The organism is Ezakiella sp., assembly GCF_034180565.1.
Classification (GTDB): domain Bacteria; phylum Bacillota; class Clostridia; order Tissierellales; family Peptoniphilaceae; genus Ezakiella.
In genome coordinates this window covers 1-18323 of record NZ_JAXFOB010000030.1, presented here as the reverse complement: position 1 = coordinate 18323, position 18323 = coordinate 1, and the positions used below count along the sequence as shown (strand labels likewise).

Sequence of the window (18323 nt, the reverse complement as noted above, 5' to 3'; positions counted from 1 at the left end):
AATATGGTGTGACGTTTGCCACACCGCAAAACTGTTATTTTTGAGGGATGGCAAAATCAGTTTTTTCTATTGATTTAAAATCAATTTGTTTGTTTACAACTTTCCATGTTGAAACAAATATGAATGCGTACAAAGGAATTGACCAAATTTGTTTTGAGAATGCTTTTAGAACTCTTTCCCAAAAGTTAAAGCCATAAAACAGTTTCATAAAATATGGAACCATAATAACGCTTGTTAAAGTTTGTCCGACAAATATTCCGATTAGAACTTTGACAAAGCTGTGTTTATTTTTAGGGTCATTTCCAAACGTTCTTAGGACCAAAACCGGAATAGCTCCCGTTATGGCGGATGTAAGAGTGAATGCTAAATTGAATCCGTTTCCGGACGGTCTTACAAGAAATCCTAAAAGGTCGCTTACAAGTCCGATAATAAAACCGTAAACTGGACCGAGTGCGAGGCCGCCATATATTATTGGGAAACCTCCGAAAGAAATAGGGCCGACTCTAAGTGTGTTTAAAACTACTGACAATGCGACAAACATCGCCAGATACGAAAGCGTTCTTGCAGAAAAATAATTCTTTTCAACTCTTTCTTCATTTGCAGTTGTGCTTTTTACCTTCAGATAAATATATCTGCCGATAAAAGCCAAAACAATTGCAGATATAAAAAGTAAAAACTTGTACTTGTCCAGGTTCGCCATTGAGTTATTGAAAGTTTCCAATTTGAGAGCCGCCTGTTCTTCTGCGGCAGCTTTTCCCAAAGTTTCGATTGCTTTTTTTGAAGCTTTAAATGAAGGAGCGGCTTTGTAGTTTACTTTGTAAATAATTGCTCCTAAAAAGGCGAGTGCCGATGTAAGCCCTCCGAACGCTGCGCCGTTTAAAGCTCCCGAAAGAGCAGTAAGAATAAGTGCGGACGATATTCCGATCCAAAATGAATCTTTCAGATTCGAAATACTGTAGAACGTAAATATTCCAAGTACAATAGCTGTGACAATATTTGTCCATCCAAGCTCATAGTAATACTTTTTGTTTTTCATATAAATACCTCCTCTATAATGTATAACAGTAAGAAGGAGCTATTAAAAATAGCGGACGCGAATGATCTACCGCGGAATCCCTTCGTTTTGAGACGACGTCCCATTCTCAAACACTTAACGCAAGATCACCTACTCTGTTATATCTATATTATATCAAATTTGAACAAACTTTTCAAGCAAATACTTTTAAGTTCAGTTAAGGTTTATGTTATAGAATTATTATAAGCTTCACAAAGTATAGCTGAATTTACATTAGTTGAATTAATAATGTTTTTATAGTATAATAATTTTTAGATTTGTATTATTTATAATTTTAGATTTTTAAAATATGTTGATTTAATTTCAACTGGAAAGGTTTATGTAATGATAGAATTAAAGAATGTTACAATGGAATATGACCCGCCGAAAAAAGCTCTCGACAATGTCAGTGTTAAGATTGAAAAAGGAGAGTTTGTTTATTTGATGGGACATTCCGGAGCGGGGAAATCGACTTTGACTCGCCTTCTTTTAAAAGAGATTGAGCCGAAGTCCGGGAAAATTTATTTGAACGGAAAAGATATAACCTATGTTTCGGATAGAAAAGTTCCATACATCAGAAGATATATAGGAACGGTTTTTCAAGATTTTAGAATTCTTGAAAAGAAAACCGTTTATGAAAATGTAGCTTTTGCGCTTGAGATTTTGGGCGTGAGAGGAAAAGAAATTAGAAGAAGGGTGCCGATCATTCTTTCACTTGTCGGTCTTACCGAAAAAGCAAAGAGTTTTCCACACGAACTTTCCGGGGGAGAAAAACAAAGAGTTGCAATTGCAAGAGCGATTATAAATGAACCGCCTGTTTTGATTGCGGACGAACCGACGGGAAACCTTGACCTTGAAACAAGCTTCGGTATCATGCAAGTTTTGGAAGACATCAATAATCGTGGCACGACTATTCTTATGGCGACCCACGCAATGGACATTGTAAAAGCGATTCCAAGAAGAATCATAAGACTCGATCACGGTCATCTTGTCACAAGTGAAGAGTTGGAGGACGACTATGAAGCTTAGAGTATTTAAAAATATTATAAAACAAGGGTTTCAAGGAGTTTGGAGAAACCGAGGCATGAGTGGCGTGAGTATTCTTTCCATAGGAATCGTTCTTATGATTTTGGGACTCGTACTGATTTTAGCGCTATCGGTAAATAAGCTTGCAACGGATACAAATAAAATGATTGACCAAATAGACGTTTTTATTTCGGACGATTTAAATGTCGAAGAGATAAAAGCCCTTTCGGACAAGATTGTCTCAATAGGCGGCATAAAGAGCATAAAGTTTAAGAGTAGAGACGAAGGGCTTAAGGAACTTAAGGCCTCATGGGAAGATAATGCATGGCTTTTGGACGGATATGACGACAAAAATCCACTTCCGAACAGCTTTGTCGTGAGAATAAACGACATCAACGATGCAAGGACAATAACAAAGAGAATCGGTGACATCGACGGCGTTATTTTAGTAAATTTCTTTGCGGATGAAATCGATCAAATGCTTAAAATTTCGAGATATATAAAAATCGGCGGACTTGCCGTAGTTGTATTTTTAACTATAATTTCCGTTTTTTTGATTTCCAACACAATCAAACTTGCTGTAAATTCAAGACAGGAAGAAATCAGCATTATGAAGTGGGTTGGAGCGACAAACGGATATATAAAAGGACCGTTCTTTATCGAAGGGATTCTTTTGGGACTCATTGCCTCGGTCATTGCGGCGGGGATTATGTGTCTTCTATATAAATATTTCTACACTGCCGGCACTGTCGACATAAGTCCGATGCTTTTGAGTGCACTTGTAAAACCGGAACTCATATATCAAGATTTGTTTGTAATATTTATTACTCTCGGAGTCGGAATCGGGGCACTTGGAAGTTTGATTTCTCTCAAAAAGTTTTTGAAAGTGTAGGGGTTTTATGAAAAGATTAATCGCTTTTTTACTTGTAATACTTATGGTTTTTGGAACGATAACAACTTCCGCAATAACCGAAAAGGAATACAGAGAGAAAAGAGAACGACTTAAAAATAAAATAAAGGAAAACAATGACAAGAACAAAGAAGCGGAAAGCATAATCGGCGTCGAAGAGAAAAATATTAAAAGCTTGGATGCCGAAATCCGAAACAAACAATCTGAGATCGACATTCTTTCAAATGATATTTCGGTTTCAGAAGGCAATATAAACGCGGCACAGGAAGAAATCGACGCGATGAATAAAAGAATCGCGGAAAAGGAAGAACTTTTCACAAAGAGAATTCGAGCGATGTATATGCGAGGAAATGTCGGATATTTGAGTGTGCTTTTGAATTCGAAAAACATTCACGACTATCTTTCAAACCAAAGTCTTGTGCAACTTCTTTTGAAACAGGACCAAGATTTAATCAAATATATCTCGGACGGAAAAGAAGAAGTTGAAGTTAAAAAGGCTGAGATTGAAAAAGAGGTAGAGGGCTTAAATCAAAAGAAAGACGCAATAGAAGTCGCAAAACAGGAGCAACAAAAAATCCTGAATCAAAAGAGCAACTATATTATAAGCTTGAGACAATCTGTCAAACAACGTGAAAAGGAAAATGAGGAGTTTGAAAGGGACTCAAAGAAACTCGAGTCTGAAATTCAAGCCGCTTGGAGAAAGTACAGCGCACAGATGCAAACGGTAAAATATACCGGAGGTAAGGTAGGATGGCCGCTCGCATCATACGCAAGAATCAGTTCCGGCTATGGATACAGAGGCGACCCGATAAGAGGACATGTTGCATTCCACTCGGGTATCGACATACCGGCACCGATGGGCACGAGTGTGCTTGCCGGTGAATCCGGGGTTGTCATCTATGCCGGATGGATGGGAAGCTATGGAAACCTCGTTGTCATTCAACACTCCGGCGCACTCTCGACGGCATATGGACACAACAGCGCGATAACTGTGCGAGTCGGACAAGTTGTTCAAAAGGGACAGGTTATTGCGAAAGTCGGTTCTACCGGACGTTCAACCGGTCCGCACTGTCACTATGAAGTAAGAATTAACGGAAGAGCTGTAAATCCGCTCGGATATGTAGGAAGGAGCAGTTAATGAAAAAGAGTAAATTTATAATACTTGTGGTATTTGCACTTGTAATTACAAATGTTTCAGCTTATTTTCTCGGAAAGAACTCCGCAAAGGGGTACCAACTTGATTTTTCGAAAAACGAAGCTGCGAAAGATAAAAAACAAACAAGCGATGCGCCTCAATTTTTTGACAGACAAACAATTGACACTTTGGGAGCGGTAGTTAATCATATAAAAAAGAATTACTACAAGGACATCGACAATGAAACTTTAAATACAGGATTAATAAAAGGTGTTGTAAACAGCCTTGACGATCCATATTCTGAATTTATGACAAAGGAAGAACTGAAGAAGTTTATGGAGTCGACAAATGGCAAATATGTCGGAGTGGGTCTTGTGGTAAGTCCCGGAAACGACGGATATATTACGGTTGTTTCTCCGATTAAGGGCAGTCCGGCATACAAGGCGGGAATAAAATCCGGAGACAGGATTATCAAAGTTGATGATGTGGAATATTCAGCAGAAACCATGCAAGACGCTGTAAACAAAATGCGCGGAGAAGAAGGAAAAACTGTAAGCATCACAATTTTAAGAGATGAACAAAAACAAAAGAAGGTTAATGAGTTTAAAATTAAAAGAGAAACTATAAAACTTCAAACGGTTGATGGAAGAATTCTTGAAAAGAATATCGGATATATCGCCATTTCAGAATTTGACAAACCGACCTATGATGATTTTATGAAAGAGCTTGAAGTTTTGAAGAAAAAAGGTGCTCAAAAACTTGTTTTGGATCTCCGCGGAAATCCCGGCGGACTTCTCGATGTATGTACAAAAATTGCAGATGTATTCTTGGATAAGGGAACAATAGTCTATACAAAATATAAAGACGGCAAAAAGGACTATTATTACAGCGATGAAAAGAAAGAAGACATGCCGCTCGTAGTTCTTGTAAACGGCGGTTCCGCAAGTGCGAGTGAAATCGTGAGCGGTGCTTTGAAAGATAGAAAGAGAGCAAAACTTGTCGGAACTCAAACATTCGGCAAGGGAATTGTTCAACGTCTCTTCAATCTTCCATATGAAACGGCTGTAAAACTTACAATCAGTGAATATTTCACTCCAAACGGAAACAACATCCACAAAGTTGGTATCACACCGGACGTGGTGGTTGAGCTTCCTGATAATATAAAGGGAATCGGTCCGGATCACTTGAACGAAGACACACAACTTAAGAAGACATTGGAAATTTTAAAATAAGGAGATTAAAATGGCAGATTTTAAATACGAAATTTTAGATAATGTTGGAGTTTTTTTCAATTCGAAAAACGGTTGGACAAAGGAAATTAATATCATCAGCTGGAACGGCGCGGACGGAAAGGTCGATATCAGATCTTGGAGCCCTGACCACTCAAGAATGGGCAAGGGTATAAGCCTTACAGTTGAAGAGTTCAAAGCTTTGAAGGAACTTATGGACGAAATAAATCCTGACGATTTATAAAATAAAAGACTATGTATGGTTTCTAAATCGACTAAAACCATACATAGTCTTTTTTTGTTTCTAATAAACTTTTACATTTCCGAAATTTGTCGTAAGCACGACGTCAAGAGTGTCGCCGCCGTCTTTATATATCTCTTTGTTACCGGTGGATGAATTTATTAATTTAAAATCATCGGAATAATTTAGAGAGCCGGCGGAGGAACGCATCTTGACAGTTATTTCGTTGTCAAGATTTGAAAGTCCCGCTTTAATATTTCCGGCATCAGTTTTTGCCTCGATTGTGTCGATTGTGTTCGCAAGGTCTTCTATTGCAATTGAGCCTGCGGAAGTTTGCATTTTTAACTCATCCGCAGAAAGTCTGTTTGCACTGATAGAGCCTGCACTCGATTTCATGTTGCAACTGTCGACGTCCGAATTAAATATTTTTAGATTACCCGCGTCTGTCATAAGTTTAATATCGTCACAGTTCACATTGCTTGCAAGAACATTTCCTGCGTCCGAAATGAGTCTTACAAGATCGGCGTTGGCATTGTCGAGCTTAATACTTCCGAAGTCTGCTGTTAATGTCAAATCGTCACAGGTTATATCAAAAGCGTCGATGCTGCCGGCGTCGGTTGTAACAGATAAATCGTCGACATCAATTGAATTCAGTCTTACTCCGCCGAAGTCGGTCACAGCTTTCAAATCCCCGATATCTATGTCGGAAATGCTTATGCCACCTGTTTCTGTGTTTAAATCCAAAAGAGAGATATTGTTTGAACTTGGAATATAGAGTTCGGTGATTGAAGAATAGCTGTAGCCTTTTTCGCTTTTCCCGCCGATAATGTTTATCGAAACGCTTTTACTTCTTTTTATTTGTGACACGCATACGCTGTCGTCACTTCTGTACAAAACCTCAAACTCGGAATTGAATTCTTCCTCTGTAAAATCTTTATCCACCCATACTTTTATAAACGGCGCGTCTTCATCGGTTTCCTTTACAACAATTTGCGATTCTCCAAGGTCGAGCTTAATCTCTTCGATATTTTCATCCAAATCTTTTCGGAAGGATTTTACCATATCGCTTTTGTCTCTTTCTTTCGCCTTAAAATCTCCGAGAAAGCTTGTGCTGCCGGTTGCGGTTTCAATTGCGGTTTGTACGGTCTTTTTTACAAAGTCGCCAATACCTGAGAAGAATCCGTTCATTTTGGAATCGTCTTCCGGTATTTTATATTCTGTATTTTTCTTAGGTTCATCTGAATTTTCGCTCGAATTTTCGTTCACTGCATCAAGGAGCTTTTCAGCTTGTTCAACAGTGATCTTTCCTTGCTCGAGCATTTTTAGAATCATCTTTTTTTCTTCGTTCATTTTTTCCTCCTACATAATATTAATCTTTCCCATTTGTGTTGCAAGGTGGACGTTCAGTCCAATTTCGTCACCTTTTACATAAACTGCTTCGTTTTCGTCACCCGAACCGCTTCTATAATTTTTCGAGCATTTAATCGAAGAGAAAAATTTGTTTGAAGCGCAAAAAGCTTTTACGTTTTGAACGTTTGCTGTATCCAAATTTACACTGCCGGTAGTTGTTGTAAGAGTATATGAAATTGGCTCCCCAATAATTCTTGAAACGTCGATACTTCCTGCAAAAGTTGTTGCAACAAGTTCCTTGATATCAGAATTTGTAACTGAAACGGAGCCTGCCTTTGTGTCCGCTTTTACAGTCGGAGAAATTGTATTTTCAATATAAACAGAACCCGCCATTGTGCTTAATGAAGCGTAGTCGTTCACAGAAGAGTTTTCAATCGTGACAGAGCTTGCATTCGAGCTGAGGTCAGCAATCGAACAATCGATGTCTTTAATTTTAACTCTGCCGGCACTTGCCACAACATTCACTTTTTGAGACAGCGCGGAAGACACTTCGATGTCACCGACGGCTGAGCGCGCGGAGATAAATTCAAAATATTTATCTTTCGGAATTGAAATCTCACAGATGGATTTTCCAAGTGTTAAACCCTGGAATTTGATTCCTAAAAATTCACTTGTCTTTTTGTTTTTCTTTTGCGTAAGTTTAAGCAGTCCGCCTTCTTCGTCGAGAGTGAAATACTTTTCGAGTTCATCCTCTTTGAAAAATTTGTCGGAGCGAATTTTCAGTTTAACTTTTTCCGAGTCTGTTCCGGTTATTAAAATTTTTGAATCGGTCACTTCAATTATTATCTTGTCGATGTCTTCGAACTCCTCCTCATAAGTGGAATTCACATTAACGGTTCTATTCGGAGAAATGACTCCTATAATTTTTTCCGGAATTTCTCTTTCGCTTATACTTTCCGAATATGAATTGAGTTCTTTTCTTAAATTTTCACCGAAAGACGATCCGGTTTCATTTCTTTTTGAGCGTTCGTAATCTCTTTTAGATTTTTCAATTTCTTCAAGAAGTTCAGCGCCTTCTTCGGCAGTAATCTTTCCGTCGCTAATCATTTTTAAAATTATTTCTTTTTCATTCATTTTACTCTACTCCTTATTTTTCGATTTAATTGTTTTAAGCGCATCGTCAAAAGTTATTTCACCGCTGTTTAATTTGTCGAGAGTATCTTTGACGTCCTCCTCGTCTTGAATTTTCGAGCCGGAGAGAATTGATGCAATTGCATTTAGTCTATTTCTCAAAGTCGGATAGGAAAGATCATAGATCTTTTCAAGTTCCTTTAAATTACCTCTGTTTATAAGAAAAGTCACAGCGAAGTCGAGTTGCTCCGGCGTTAAAAGATTTATTTTGTTGAGCGCGAATTCTCCTTCTATTGTAACTTTGCACTTTCCACATTTTGCCTGCGTTATTGTCATATCTTCTCCGCAGTACGGACATTTAAATGAATCAATCATAATATTCTCCTTTCATTAATTACATTATACCACATATTTATAAAAATGAAACATATTTTCTCGAAAAAATTCAAAAATAGAAAAAATAAATAGAATATTATTTAAAATATTGAAAGTATAGTTTTAATTTAATTAAAATTTATTCTGCTCACATTTATTAAATATGATATAATATAAATAAATGAGGTGAAAGTATGGATTTTTTTAGTATGGAACTCGAAAATAAAAGAGAAAAGAATGCGCCGTTTGCGGAAAGGATGAGACCGAAAACTTTTTCGGAGGTTTTGGGGCAGGACCACATTTTGGGCAAAAACGGAATTATAAAAAAAGCTCTTGAAACAAACAGCCTTCCGTCGATGATTTTGTATGGACCTCCTGGAACGGGAAAAACAACAATCGCAGAACTTTTAAGTAAAAGTTTTAAGATGAGTTTTAGAAAAGTTTCCGCGGTTTCCGCAGGGATAAAAGAACTTCGCGAAGTTGTAAGCGATGCACAAAAAAATATCGAGATGGGCCTTGGGGGAACTATTCTTTTTATCGACGAAATCCACAGATTCTCCACAAGTCAACAGGATTTTTTACTTCCTTATGTTGAGAGCGGCGATTTGATTTTGATTGGAGCAACGACTGAAAATCCATTTTTTGCTGTGAATAAAGCGCTAGTTTCAAGACTGATTTTAGTCGAGATAAAGTCGCTTGAAGAAAAAGATTTGATTGAACTTATAAATCGCTGTGAGAAAAAATATGAGGAACTTCACGATATAGAAGTGACGATTGACGACGATGCCAAAGAGTTTTTGGCGAAGAGGTCGGGCGGAGACGCAAGAAGGCTCATAAACAGTTTCGAAGTTTCGGTAATGCAGGCATATGACGGTGAAAAGTCCCACGTCACCTCCGACAATGTTCGAGACAATTTTTTAAATCAAGTTTTAAAATATGACAACGCCGATGAGCACTACGACACGATTTCGGCTTTTATAAAATCCATGAGAGGAAGCGACCCGGATGCGGGGGTTTTTTATCTTGCAAAAATGCTTTTGTCGGGCGAAGACCCGAGATTTATTGCGAGACGAATGGTTATTTTTGCATCGGAAGATATCGGTCTTGCCGACAAACACGCACTTGAAATCGCAACGTCAGCATTTTATGCCACGACAGTAATAGGCATGCCTGAGGTGAGGATAAACCTTTCGCATGCATGCATCTATCTTGCACGCGCAAAGAAAAGCAATTCTTCCTATGTTGCAATCGACAAGGCGATGAGTTTTATAAGAAAGAACGGCGCCGGGAAAGTTCCAAACAATATTCGAGATGCGCACTATAGCGGAAGCGAAAAGCTTGGAGTCGGCGGCTATCTTTATCCTCACAATTACGAGGGCGGAGTTGTCGAGCAAAACTATATGCCGGAAGAATTTATCGGCGAAAAGTTTTACGATGAAAACGATAGAGACTTAAAATAGATTAATTGACATAAAAGATTGATTATTATATACTAATTATATGCTTATTAAAGATATTATAGATGAGTTAAATGCCGACGAAACACTTACAAAAGAGAGGTCGGCAATAATAGCGTTTTCGGGTGGACCGGATTCAGTTTTTGCGGTTGAAATCTTTAGAAATTTTTTTAAAGATTATAAAATTTATCTTTATCATTTAAACCATATGATAAGAGATGACGCGACTCACGATGAAAACTTTGTAAAAAAATATGCCGAAGAAAACGGCATAGAACTTTTTTTAAATAGGTGCGACATTCCGAAGTTTTCAAAAGAGCACTCAATTGGGCTTGAGGAAGCGGGGCGCATCGTTCGCTACAAAGATTTGGAAGAACTTTCAAAAAATACGAAAGTAAATACTATTGTAACGGGTCACCATTTGAATGATGACATCGAAACGTTTATTTTAAATTTCAAAAGAGGAAGCGGACTTAACGGCTACTCTTCGATTAAAAAACGTGACGGCAAGTATTTAAGACCGCTTTTGGGTGTGACAAAAAGAGAAATTTTGGATTATTTAAACGACAGAGAAATTGAGTTTTGTATCGACAGGACAAATTTCATTGACGATACAAACCGAAATAAAATTCGTTTAAATGTGATACCGGAGCTTGAAAAACTCGATGAAAAACTTTATGATGATTTTGGACGTTTTTTAAATTCAATGAAAGCGGAGATGAGTTTAAAAAATTCGCTTATTTCAGGATTTGTTTTTGAGCATAATCTTTCGAAAAATTTGGAGGAACTATGTTTTAAAATCGAGGATGTTAAAAGATATTTCGGAGATGATTTTTCGGCTTTATATATGGAAGCGATAAAAATTCTTCGAGGAAATACAGTCGACATCTACAAAAAAGCGCTTGACTCAATTTTGAATATTATCGACGGGGAAGAGGAAAAAAGAACTTCGGTCGGCGGAGTCGTTGCAATTAAAAGCTATGAAAATTTGATTTTTAGGCGCGACATTGAAAATGATGCGCGAAAAATATATCTCTCGAGTGAGGAGACGAAAAACACAATTGGATTTATAAAAACCGATTCAAATATCGAGGATTTAAAAATAAGAAATAGAGAAGCGGGCGACGAGGTCAAATTTAAAAACAGACCCGCAAAACGTTTAAAAAAGTTTTTAATTGAGGAAAAAGTTCCGGCTTTTCTGAGAGATGATTTAATAATAATTTCAGATGATGAAAACATTCTGTATGTAGAAGGTTTCGGACCGACTATAAATGGAATTGAAGGAAAAAATAAAATATATATCAATGAAAGGAAGAAAGATGAATAAGGCTTTAAAAGAAATATTATTTTCAGAAGAAGAGATAAGAGCAAAAGTTAAAGAACTCGGAAAAGAAATCACGCACGATTATATGGACAAGGATTTGTATGTGGTTGGGATTTTAAAGGGCTCTTTTATTTTTATGGCGGATTTGGTAAGAGAGATAAGCCTTCCGCTACTTGTTGATTTTATGAGCGTTTCAAGTTACGGAAGAAATGCAAAATCAAACGGTGAGGTTAAAATTTTAAAGGACTTGGACTTCTCGGTTGAAGGAAGGGATGTTCTAATCGTTGAAGACATAATTGACTCGGGATTTACTCTAAAATACATCGAGCAAATGTTTAAGACGAGAGGAGCAAATTCCGTAAAATTTGCCGCTTTTTTGGATAAAAAGGAATCCAGAAAAGTCGAAATGGAAGTTCACTACAAGGGATATGAAGTACCTAATGACTTCATTGTCGGATATGGACTCGATTATAGCGAAGAATACAGAAATCTTCCGTACATTGCGACACTAAAGGAAGAGGTTTATAAGTAATGAAAAAAATAAGATTTTCTCCATTCACATTCGTCTGGATCGCACTTATTATCATGCTTCTTCTAAGACCGATTTTCAACGGACTCTTTACAAGCAGTATTGATATATCAAAGGCGATAACTTTGATTCAAAACGACAGAGTTGACGAGGCGTCGATAAATGGAGATACACTTTATATTAATGATGTTACAAACAGCGCAAATGTCACGTACAAGACGGGCATACCGAAGCAGCTTCAGGACAGTTTTTACAAGGACTATTTAAAAGACAAAGTTGAGTCCGGTAAAATAAAATTCACTGCAGTCGGAGATGAAGAAGAAGGACTTCTAAAAACAATTCTTCCGTATGCTTTTATGGGAATATTGTTCTTTTTTATGATGAACATGATTTTCAAGCAAACGGGTTCACAAAACAAGGAAATGAACAATTTCGCAAAATCAAAGGCGAAACTGTTTAATAAAAATGACAAGGAAAAGGTGACGTTCAAAGACGTTGCCGGACTTGAAGAAGAAAAAGTTGAACTCTATGAAATTGTGGACTTCTTAAAAAATCCTGCAAAATATGCAAGGATGGGGGCAAGAATTCCGAGGGGTGTGCTCTTGGTTGGACCTCCGGGAACCGGAAAGACTTATATTTCAAGAGCGGTTGCAGGGGAAGCGGGTGTTCCGTTTTTCTCAATTTCAGGCTCGGAATTTTTGGAAATGTTTGTCGGCGTAGGCGCTTCGAGAGTTAGAGATCTCTTTGACGTTGCGAAAAAGAATTCGCCGTGCATTATCTTCATCGACGAAATTGACGCTGTCGGAAGAAAAAGAGGCTCGGGCCTCGGCGGCGGTCACGACGAAAGAGAGCAGACACTGAATCAACTTTTGGTTGAGATGGATGGGTTTGAAAAGAACGAAGGAATCATAATGATGGCGGCAACAAACAGACCGGACATTTTGGACGATGCGCTTTTAAGACCTGGCAGATTTGATAGACGTGTCACAATCGGACTTCCGGATGTGAGAGGAAGAGAAGAAATTTTAAACATCCACACAAAAGATAAGCCTATGGCGGCGGATGTGGATATAAAAAATATTGCAAAAAGAACTCCGGGCTTCACTCCGGCGGATCTTGAAAATCTTGTGAATGAAGCGGCGATTTTGTCGGCAAGACATGGACAAAACTCAATCACAAAGAGTGTTCTTGAAGAGGCCAGCATAAAAGTTTTAGCGGGACCTGAAAAAACTTCAACCGTCATCACGCCTGAAGAAAAGAAGCTCGTCAGTTTCCACGAAGCGGGACATGCGATTGTTACAAAATCTCTTCCGGACACAGATCCGGTTCAAATGGTAACGATTGTGCCGAGAGGCTCCGCTGGCGGATTCACATACACGGTGCCTGAGGAAGAAAAGTATTATTACACGAAGTCAAAAATGATAAATGAAATAATTATTCTTCTTGCAGGAAGGGCGGCTGAGGAGTTAAAACTTGAAGACATCTCCACGGGTGCGTCAAACGATATTGAACGAGCGACGAAGATTGCGCACGCTATGGTTTCAAAATACGGAATGACTTCCGCAATCGGCACACTCGATTTTACGGAAGACAACGAAAATATTTTCATCGGAAATGCAATAACACACAGCAAAAATGTTTCGGAGGAAACTTTAAAACTCATCGACTCCGAAATGAAGAGAATTGTTGACGGATGTTATGAAAAAGCAAAGGAAATCCTAAGGGAAAACGATGAGAAATTGACAAGGCTTGCAAACTGTTTACTTGAAAAAGAAACGGTTTACAAAAAAGAATTCGAAGCTATCTACAGCGGTGATTACGACCCGAGCAGTTTCGAAGACGAAAAAATTAATATATTTTAAAGGAGAATTAAAATGGGTAAGACAAAAAAACTGGTTGTATCCGCAATTTTACTTGCATGGATTTTAGTTTTAGGAATGACACAGTTGGGGCTTATACCTGTCGGTCCTGTAAGAGCGACGACTCTTCACATACCGGCACTTATTGCGGCGATTTTATTTGACAAGTATATGGGAATGTTTTTGGGACTCTCGTTTGGACTTTATTCGTGGTACCAAAATTTCAGAGCGCCTACGGTTTTGAGTTTTGTATTTCAAAACCCGGTTGTGAGCGTTCTTCCAAGAGTTATATTTCCTATAATCGCATATTACTTGTATCAATATCTGAAAAATAAAACGCATAGACAAATTCAAATCTTCGGAAGTGTACTATTTACGGCGCTATCCGCTGAGTTGATTTATTCACTCTATAAAGCGTATGTTTCAGAAAACAAGTCCGGATTTATCGTCGGAGCAATTTTACTTTTGTTTGTAATTGCCGTTTGGATTTACAGCTTGAGAAACAAAACTGTCATGGCTCCGGGATTTATGGCGGCGGCGATCGCAACTATATGTCACACAATAATGGTCATGGGACTGATTTATATAATTTATCTGCCGAAATATATGGAGGCGATGAATATGAAGAGAACTCTCGCAACAGATGCAATTTTGACAACTGTTGTCGTGAACGGAGTTCCGGAAGCGGTCATAGGCGGTCTTGTTGTGGCAGCTCTTTTAAAGAGAAAGGAAAGTTATGATTTTAACCGTTGATATTGGAAATACAAATACTGTTGTCGGAATTTTTAAAGGCGAAGAACTCATCGAGTCTGTCAGACTTGAATCGAACAGAAGCAAGACGGTTGACGAATACCATCTTCTTTTGACGGATTTGCTGGACTTAAAGGACATCGACATCGAAAGTTTTGAAGGTGGAATAATCTCTTCGGTTGTTCCAACATTAACCGGAACTATGGAAAAAGCTGTTTCAAAAATTATAGGAATGACTCCGATTGTAGTCGGTCCCGGCACAAAGACCGGACTCAACATTATGTACGATGACCCGAAGGAAGTGGGTGCGGACAGAATTGTGAATGCGGTCGGTGCGATTAAAAAATATGGATATCCGCTTATTATAATCGACTTCGGAACGGCGACAACATATTGCGTTATAGATAAAAACAAAAACTATTTGGGTGGAATTATTGCACCGGGCATCGGGATTTCTGCTGAAGCATTGTTTCTTAAAGCTGCAAAACTTCCTAGAGTTGACTTGGTGCCGCCTGAGAATTATTTAAACAAAAACACTGTCGATGCCATAAAAGCGGGAATAATATTTGGAAGTGTCGGCGAGGTCGAGTATATTGTGAAACATTTAAAAGATGAAGTAGGTGTGCCCGATGCGAAAGTCATTTCGACGGGAGGCATTGCCCCGACGATAAATGAACTCACAGAGTCAATTGACATCTACGACAACAATTTGACATTATTTGGTTTAAGGGATATTTATGAGAAGAACACTAAAAATAGGAAGTGATGTTCCACCGATATTTTTAGCTCCTATGGCAGGTTATACCGATTTTGCATATCGAAAAATATGCTTTGAACTTGGGCTTTCGTTTGCTGTCACTGAAATGGTCAGCGCGAAAGCCTTAAGTTATGGTGACGAAAAAACCGAAAGCATTTCAAAAAGCGAAGGCAGAACCGGAATACAGCTTTTCGGGCACGACATTTCAGCACTTCAAATCGCCGTGGAAAAACTTAATGAGCGAAGCGATTTTTTGTGGTATGATTTAAATTTCGGATGCCCCGCACCGAAAATTGTAAAAAATCACGACGGAAGTTCGCTATTAAGTGATTTGCCGACTCTAAGACAAGTGATAGAGTGCGTGAAAAAATATTCGAACAAGCCGGTGTCCGCAAAGATGAGACTGGGCTTTAAAGAGGGCGATGATTTTATTGAAATTGCAAAGACAATCGAGGACTCTGGTGCGGATTTTCTGACTGTGCATGGCAGAACGAGGGAAATGTATTACACCGGAGAGGCCGACTGGGAAGCGATTTATAAAATAAGAAATGCGGTCTCGATTCCGGTCATTGGAAACGGTGATATAAAAAATGCCGATATGGCGAGAGAACTTTTGGAATCGGGCGACATTGACGGTATTGCAATCGGAAGAGCTGCAATTGGAAATCCGTTTTTATTTGCGGAACTTTCAGGGACGGAGTATTCGAGCAAATATGATGTTATAAAAAGACATTTCGAGTATATGTGCGAAATAAAAAATGAAAGAGTTGCGGTGAACGATTTTAAGAAACATTTAATCAAGTATCTTAACAATCGACCGGAAGCTAAAAAAATAAGACAAGAATTACAAAATATAACAAATATTGAAATTATGGAAGAATGGATAAAGAGTCTGTTTTATTTTGACAAAATCTGATAAGTAATGTATAATATAGTATTATTTTAACTATGCTTTTTAGATTTATGCTAATCTACTGAGTTTAAGCCATTTCAATGGGTTGAGTGGCTTTTTATTAAATCTTGAAATCGATTAAAAATGGACAAAATTTTTGCGGTTGCTTACACGTTGCTTACAAAAAATATTTGCCCATTTTTTTATATTCTCTTAAAATCTCATCTTTATCTTTATGAGTATAAACTCTTTCTGTCATATCTTTAAGAGAGTGCCCGAGGATGAGTTTTTTGATTATAGGTTTTATATTTTGGTTATCCATTAATGAGGCTAATGTATGTTTTGTGTCGTGGGGTAAGTGTTCCATTTTATATTTCTTCATCGCTTTATCCCACCTAATGTTTCTGAATGAGAGATATAGTATTTTTTTATTCTTATTTTTTTCGCACAGGTATTTTTTATTAGTGTTAATTCTTTCGGCGATTATAGGTTTCAGTTCTTCAAATATTGGAATTATACGTTTTTTGCCCGCGTCTGTTTTATTACCGCCTATCATATAGCTTTCGTCTAAATGAATGTTCTTAATTTCGATATTCAAATACTCGTCAACTCTTAACCCCGAGTATATCATTATGAGTATATCTTGACAAGCGGGGTCATCAAGGTTATCCCACAATATTTTAAGTTCGTCGTTATTAAACGGCGTTCTTTTTGTTTTCTTTCCTTTCGTTTCGTCGAACTCGATATATTCGCTGAATTTTACAAGATTTTCACCCGTTGATTTGATTACGAAATCGTACATTTGGTTTAACAAGTGTTTTATCTGTTTTTGCGACGATACCCCAACGTCTAAGTCATCTATAACACTCTGTATTTGTGGCAGTTTCAATTCACGAAAAATTTTATCGTGCAATGCTTTAGAATTATTGAAAGCGGTTGTGTACGAGAGATATGCTCTTTTGGAAAGGTCTTTACGTTCTTGTCTTTCATAAAATGCACGATATACATCCTCAAATGTCGCTTTGTAATCTTCTACGGAAATTCCAAGTCCATAAAAGTCGTTTAAGGCTGCTTCTGCTTCTTCGTATGTTTCGTAAAATCCGAGGGTAGTTCTTGTCTTTTCACCCGTTACGACGTCGGTCGATTCTGCGAGTACCGCTTGATACCTTTTACGGCGGTTTCCGCTCTTTAAATATACGATTGAACCCGTGCCGTTCGGTCTTTTAAGGCGTTTTCTTCTTTTTGCGCGTGCCATTGCTTTTCTCCTTTCTTTTATGATATAATGATTTTAGGGTACAAAAATAACAGCTTGTACTTTATAGAGAACTTTCGAGGAGTGGTATTTTTGAGAGTTCTCTTTTTTTATTTATCTTATAGGGATTGTTATTCTTATATCTTTTCCGACTTTATTGCCGTCGTTGTCAGTCGGAGCGTCGATGTTCCATTCTACTGTTTCAACTTCTTTCGGGCGCATATCAAGCTTATCAACAAGCATAAATATATTTTTGGTAACTTTCCCGTTAAATTTTTCATCTAGTTTGTCACTATTATAGTTTCCGTCTATAAGTATGAGGGGGTTATATTGTTTACCGTTTATTTTTAAAGATGATTCTAATAGATTTAAGATTAAGTTTTCTTCCGTTTTGTTTTCAATATCGATAGAAAAAGATATTATCGTTTCATAGTTGTAGTGTCCGCGTGAACTAACGTCACCGACCGCTTCGCTTGTTTCGTCTATGTCGATAATGCCTGTTCCGATTGTGAATTTTTTTGTGTCGATTTTTTCTTTTATATATACTTCTCTTGCCGTTCTTATTTGAGTGCCGTCGTCTTGGTTTTTCCAACTTGTCGGCGGCGATATTTCAAGGTCATCGATGTCGAAACTGAATTTTTCAACTCCGCCTTTTCCACCGCAAGCGGTTAGTGTCAATGCTACAAGTATTAATGCTATTATTTTTTTGTACATATCATCTCTCCTTAATCAATAATTACGTTGAAAATTACAACTTTTCCAACAATTTGCAAGTATTCGTCTTTAGGGTAAACGACGAACTTGCCCTCGTGTTCTTTGTTTTTTGAATCATACTTAAACAGTATGGAATCGCCTATATCGTAATATCTCTTTACGCCGAAGTCCGAACCGTATCTATATAGAACAATATCGCCCGCTTTTACTTGCGACAATATATCATCTGTTACATATCCGATTATTGCACCCTCGGGAATTACATTTGTCATTGAATCGCCATAGGTTTTAACGAACTCAAGGTCTTTTCTTCCTTTATACTTGCCGACAAACTCGTC

Annotated in this window: 19 protein-coding genes and 1 riboswitch; of the genes, 12 read left to right on the top strand and 7 right to left on the bottom strand. The window is 37.8% G+C overall.

Features of this window, described 5'->3' with window-relative positions; all coding sequences use genetic code 11:
• Window positions 1–34: 34 nt before the first annotated feature.
• Entirely contained in the window at window positions 35–1036 is a 1002-nt protein-coding gene (locus SPI61_RS06130) for a folate family ECF transporter S component (protein ID WP_321137241.1), read from the bottom strand.
• Window positions 1037–1083: 47 nt separating this feature from the next.
• Window positions 1084–1175: riboswitch (THF riboswitch) on the bottom strand.
• 224 nt (window positions 1176–1399) lie between these two features.
• Between SPI61_RS06130 and ftsE the strand changes: the two genes are divergently transcribed.
• Genes ftsE through SPI61_RS06105 form a run of 5 tightly spaced genes read left to right on the top strand, consistent with a single transcriptional unit; the run spans window position 1400 to window position 5598 of the window.
• Window positions 1400–2083, top strand: a complete 684-nt coding sequence (ftsE, locus tag SPI61_RS06125; protein WP_321137240.1) for a cell division ATP-binding protein FtsE — start codon at window positions 1400–1402, stop codon at window positions 2081–2083.
• Window positions 2073–2972, top strand: coding sequence for a permease-like cell division protein FtsX (gene ftsX / locus SPI61_RS06120; protein WP_321137239.1), 900 nt, complete (start codon window positions 2073–2075; stop codon window positions 2970–2972). Before ftsE ends, ftsX begins: the two co-directional genes overlap by 11 nt.
• Before the next feature lie 7 nt (window positions 2973–2979).
• Window positions 2980–4128, top strand: coding sequence for a murein hydrolase activator EnvC family protein (locus SPI61_RS06115; RefSeq protein ID WP_321137238.1), 1149 nt, complete (start codon window positions 2980–2982; stop codon window positions 4126–4128).
• Window positions 4128–5357 (top strand): S41 family peptidase, encoded by a 1230-nt coding sequence (locus SPI61_RS06110; protein WP_321137237.1) that lies wholly within the window; start codon window positions 4128–4130, stop codon window positions 5355–5357. Before SPI61_RS06115 ends, SPI61_RS06110 begins: the two co-directional genes overlap by 1 nt.
• A gap of 10 nt (window positions 5358–5367) precedes the next feature.
• The gene (locus SPI61_RS06105) at window positions 5368–5598 is read left to right on the top strand and encodes a YdbC family protein (RefSeq protein WP_321137236.1); all 231 of its coding nucleotides are present in this window, start codon (window positions 5368–5370) and stop codon (window positions 5596–5598) included.
• Window positions 5599–5658: 60 nt separating this feature from the next.
• Here the strand turns inward: SPI61_RS06105 and SPI61_RS06100 are convergent, their stop codons facing one another.
• The 3 genes from SPI61_RS06100 to SPI61_RS06090 are packed head-to-tail and all read right to left on the bottom strand — an operon-like array spanning window position 5659 to window position 8451.
• Window positions 5659–6945: a DUF4097 family beta strand repeat-containing protein gene (locus SPI61_RS06100; protein WP_321137235.1), complete on the bottom strand. Its 1287-nt coding sequence runs from the start codon at window positions 6943–6945 to the stop codon at window positions 5659–5661.
• A 9-nt stretch (window positions 6946–6954) separates the two neighbouring features.
• Window positions 6955–8079, bottom strand: coding sequence for a DUF4097 family beta strand repeat-containing protein (locus tag SPI61_RS06095; RefSeq protein WP_321137234.1), 1125 nt, complete (start codon window positions 8077–8079; stop codon window positions 6955–6957).
• A 6-nt stretch (window positions 8080–8085) separates the two neighbouring features.
• Window positions 8086–8451 carry a DUF2089 domain-containing protein gene (locus SPI61_RS06090; protein ID WP_321137233.1) on the bottom strand — a complete coding sequence of 122 codons (366 nt, stop codon included), beginning with the start codon at window positions 8449–8451 and terminating at the stop codon, window positions 8086–8088.
• 194 nt (window positions 8452–8645) lie between these two features.
• On the opposite strand from SPI61_RS06090, the gene SPI61_RS06085 reads away from it, so the two are divergent.
• The 7 genes from SPI61_RS06085 to SPI61_RS06055 are packed head-to-tail and all read left to right on the top strand — an operon-like array spanning window position 8646 to window position 16043.
• Entirely contained in the window at window positions 8646–9911 is a 1266-nt protein-coding gene (locus SPI61_RS06085) for a replication-associated recombination protein A (RefSeq protein ID WP_321137232.1), read from the top strand.
• Window positions 9912–9951: 40 nt separating this feature from the next.
• Entirely contained in the window at window positions 9952–11235 is a 1284-nt protein-coding gene (tilS, locus tag SPI61_RS06080; protein ID WP_321137231.1) for a tRNA lysidine(34) synthetase TilS, read from the top strand.
• Window positions 11228–11764 (top strand): hypoxanthine phosphoribosyltransferase, encoded by a 537-nt coding sequence (gene hpt / locus SPI61_RS06075; protein ID WP_321137230.1) that lies wholly within the window; start codon window positions 11228–11230, stop codon window positions 11762–11764. The genes tilS and hpt overlap by 8 nt, the downstream gene beginning before the upstream one ends.
• A complete protein-coding gene (gene ftsH, locus SPI61_RS06070; protein ID WP_321137229.1) occupies window positions 11764–13623 on the top strand; it encodes an ATP-dependent zinc metalloprotease FtsH in 1860 nt (619 codons plus the stop codon). Before hpt ends, ftsH begins: the two co-directional genes overlap by 1 nt.
• Window positions 13624–13635: 12 nt before the next feature.
• Window positions 13636–14373, top strand: coding sequence for an ECF transporter S component (locus tag SPI61_RS06065; protein WP_321137228.1), 738 nt, complete (start codon window positions 13636–13638; stop codon window positions 14371–14373).
• Window positions 14357–15136: a type III pantothenate kinase gene (locus SPI61_RS06060; RefSeq protein WP_321137227.1), complete on the top strand. Its 780-nt coding sequence runs from the start codon at window positions 14357–14359 to the stop codon at window positions 15134–15136. Before SPI61_RS06065 ends, SPI61_RS06060 begins: the two co-directional genes overlap by 17 nt.
• Window positions 15108–16043 (top strand): tRNA-dihydrouridine synthase family protein, encoded by a 936-nt coding sequence (locus SPI61_RS06055; RefSeq protein ID WP_321137226.1) that lies wholly within the window; start codon window positions 15108–15110, stop codon window positions 16041–16043. Before SPI61_RS06060 ends, SPI61_RS06055 begins: the two co-directional genes overlap by 29 nt.
• A gap of 154 nt (window positions 16044–16197) precedes the next feature.
• Here SPI61_RS06055 and SPI61_RS06050 read toward each other — a convergent pair whose 3' ends face one another.
• The 3 genes from SPI61_RS06050 to SPI61_RS06040 form a co-directional block, all read right to left on the bottom strand.
• Window positions 16198–17274: a tyrosine-type recombinase/integrase gene (locus SPI61_RS06050; RefSeq protein WP_321137225.1), complete on the bottom strand. Its 1077-nt coding sequence runs from the start codon at window positions 17272–17274 to the stop codon at window positions 16198–16200.
• A 111-nt stretch (window positions 17275–17385) separates the two neighbouring features.
• Window positions 17386–17985 carry a hypothetical protein gene (locus SPI61_RS06045; protein WP_321137224.1) on the bottom strand — a complete coding sequence of 200 codons (600 nt, stop codon included), beginning with the start codon at window positions 17983–17985 and terminating at the stop codon, window positions 17386–17388.
• Window positions 17986–17996: 11 nt separating this feature from the next.
• Window positions 17997–18323: S24 family peptidase (locus SPI61_RS06040; protein WP_321137223.1), on the bottom strand; the 327-nt coding region annotated here is incomplete at its 5' end.

Excerpts from the sequence above, each read along its gene's own strand:
- tilS (WP_321137231.1), top strand. The coding sequence starts at position 9,952 with ATGCTTATTAAAGATATTATAGATGAGTTAAATGCCGACGAAACACTT.
- SPI61_RS06100 (WP_321137235.1), bottom strand. The coding sequence starts at position 6,945 with ATGAACGAAGAAAAAAAGATGATTCTAAAAATGCTCGAGCAAGGAAAG.
- SPI61_RS06055 (WP_321137226.1), top strand. The coding sequence starts at position 15,108 with ATGAGAAGAACACTAAAAATAGGAAGTGATGTTCCACCGATATTTTTA.
- SPI61_RS06045 (WP_321137224.1), bottom strand. The coding sequence starts at position 17,985 with ATGTACAAAAAAATAATAGCATTAATACTTGTAGCATTGACACTAACC.
- SPI61_RS06090 (WP_321137233.1), bottom strand. The coding sequence starts at position 8,451 with ATGATTGATTCATTTAAATGTCCGTACTGCGGAGAAGATATGACAATA.
- SPI61_RS06065 (WP_321137228.1), top strand. The coding sequence starts at position 13,636 with ATGGGTAAGACAAAAAAACTGGTTGTATCCGCAATTTTACTTGCATGG.
- SPI61_RS06085 (WP_321137232.1), top strand. The coding sequence starts at position 8,646 with ATGGATTTTTTTAGTATGGAACTCGAAAATAAAAGAGAAAAGAATGCG.
- hpt (WP_321137230.1), top strand. The coding sequence starts at position 11,228 with ATGAATAAGGCTTTAAAAGAAATATTATTTTCAGAAGAAGAGATAAGA.
- SPI61_RS06095 (WP_321137234.1), bottom strand. The coding sequence starts at position 8,079 with ATGAATGAAAAAGAAATAATTTTAAAAATGATTAGCGACGGAAAGATT.
- SPI61_RS06130 (WP_321137241.1), bottom strand. The coding sequence starts at position 1,036 with ATGAAAAACAAAAAGTATTACTATGAGCTTGGATGGACAAATATTGTC.
- ftsX (WP_321137239.1), top strand. The coding sequence starts at position 2,073 with ATGAAGCTTAGAGTATTTAAAAATATTATAAAACAAGGGTTTCAAGGA.
- SPI61_RS06060 (WP_321137227.1), top strand. The coding sequence starts at position 14,357 with ATGATTTTAACCGTTGATATTGGAAATACAAATACTGTTGTCGGAATT.
- SPI61_RS06050 (WP_321137225.1), bottom strand. The coding sequence starts at position 17,274 with ATGGCACGCGCAAAAAGAAGAAAACGCCTTAAAAGACCGAACGGCACG.
- SPI61_RS06110 (WP_321137237.1), top strand. The coding sequence starts at position 4,128 with ATGAAAAAGAGTAAATTTATAATACTTGTGGTATTTGCACTTGTAATT.
- ftsH (WP_321137229.1), top strand. The coding sequence starts at position 11,764 with ATGAAAAAAATAAGATTTTCTCCATTCACATTCGTCTGGATCGCACTT.
- ftsE (WP_321137240.1), top strand. The coding sequence starts at position 1,400 with ATGATAGAATTAAAGAATGTTACAATGGAATATGACCCGCCGAAAAAA.
- SPI61_RS06105 (WP_321137236.1), top strand. The coding sequence starts at position 5,368 with ATGGCAGATTTTAAATACGAAATTTTAGATAATGTTGGAGTTTTTTTC.
- SPI61_RS06115 (WP_321137238.1), top strand. The coding sequence starts at position 2,980 with ATGAAAAGATTAATCGCTTTTTTACTTGTAATACTTATGGTTTTTGGA.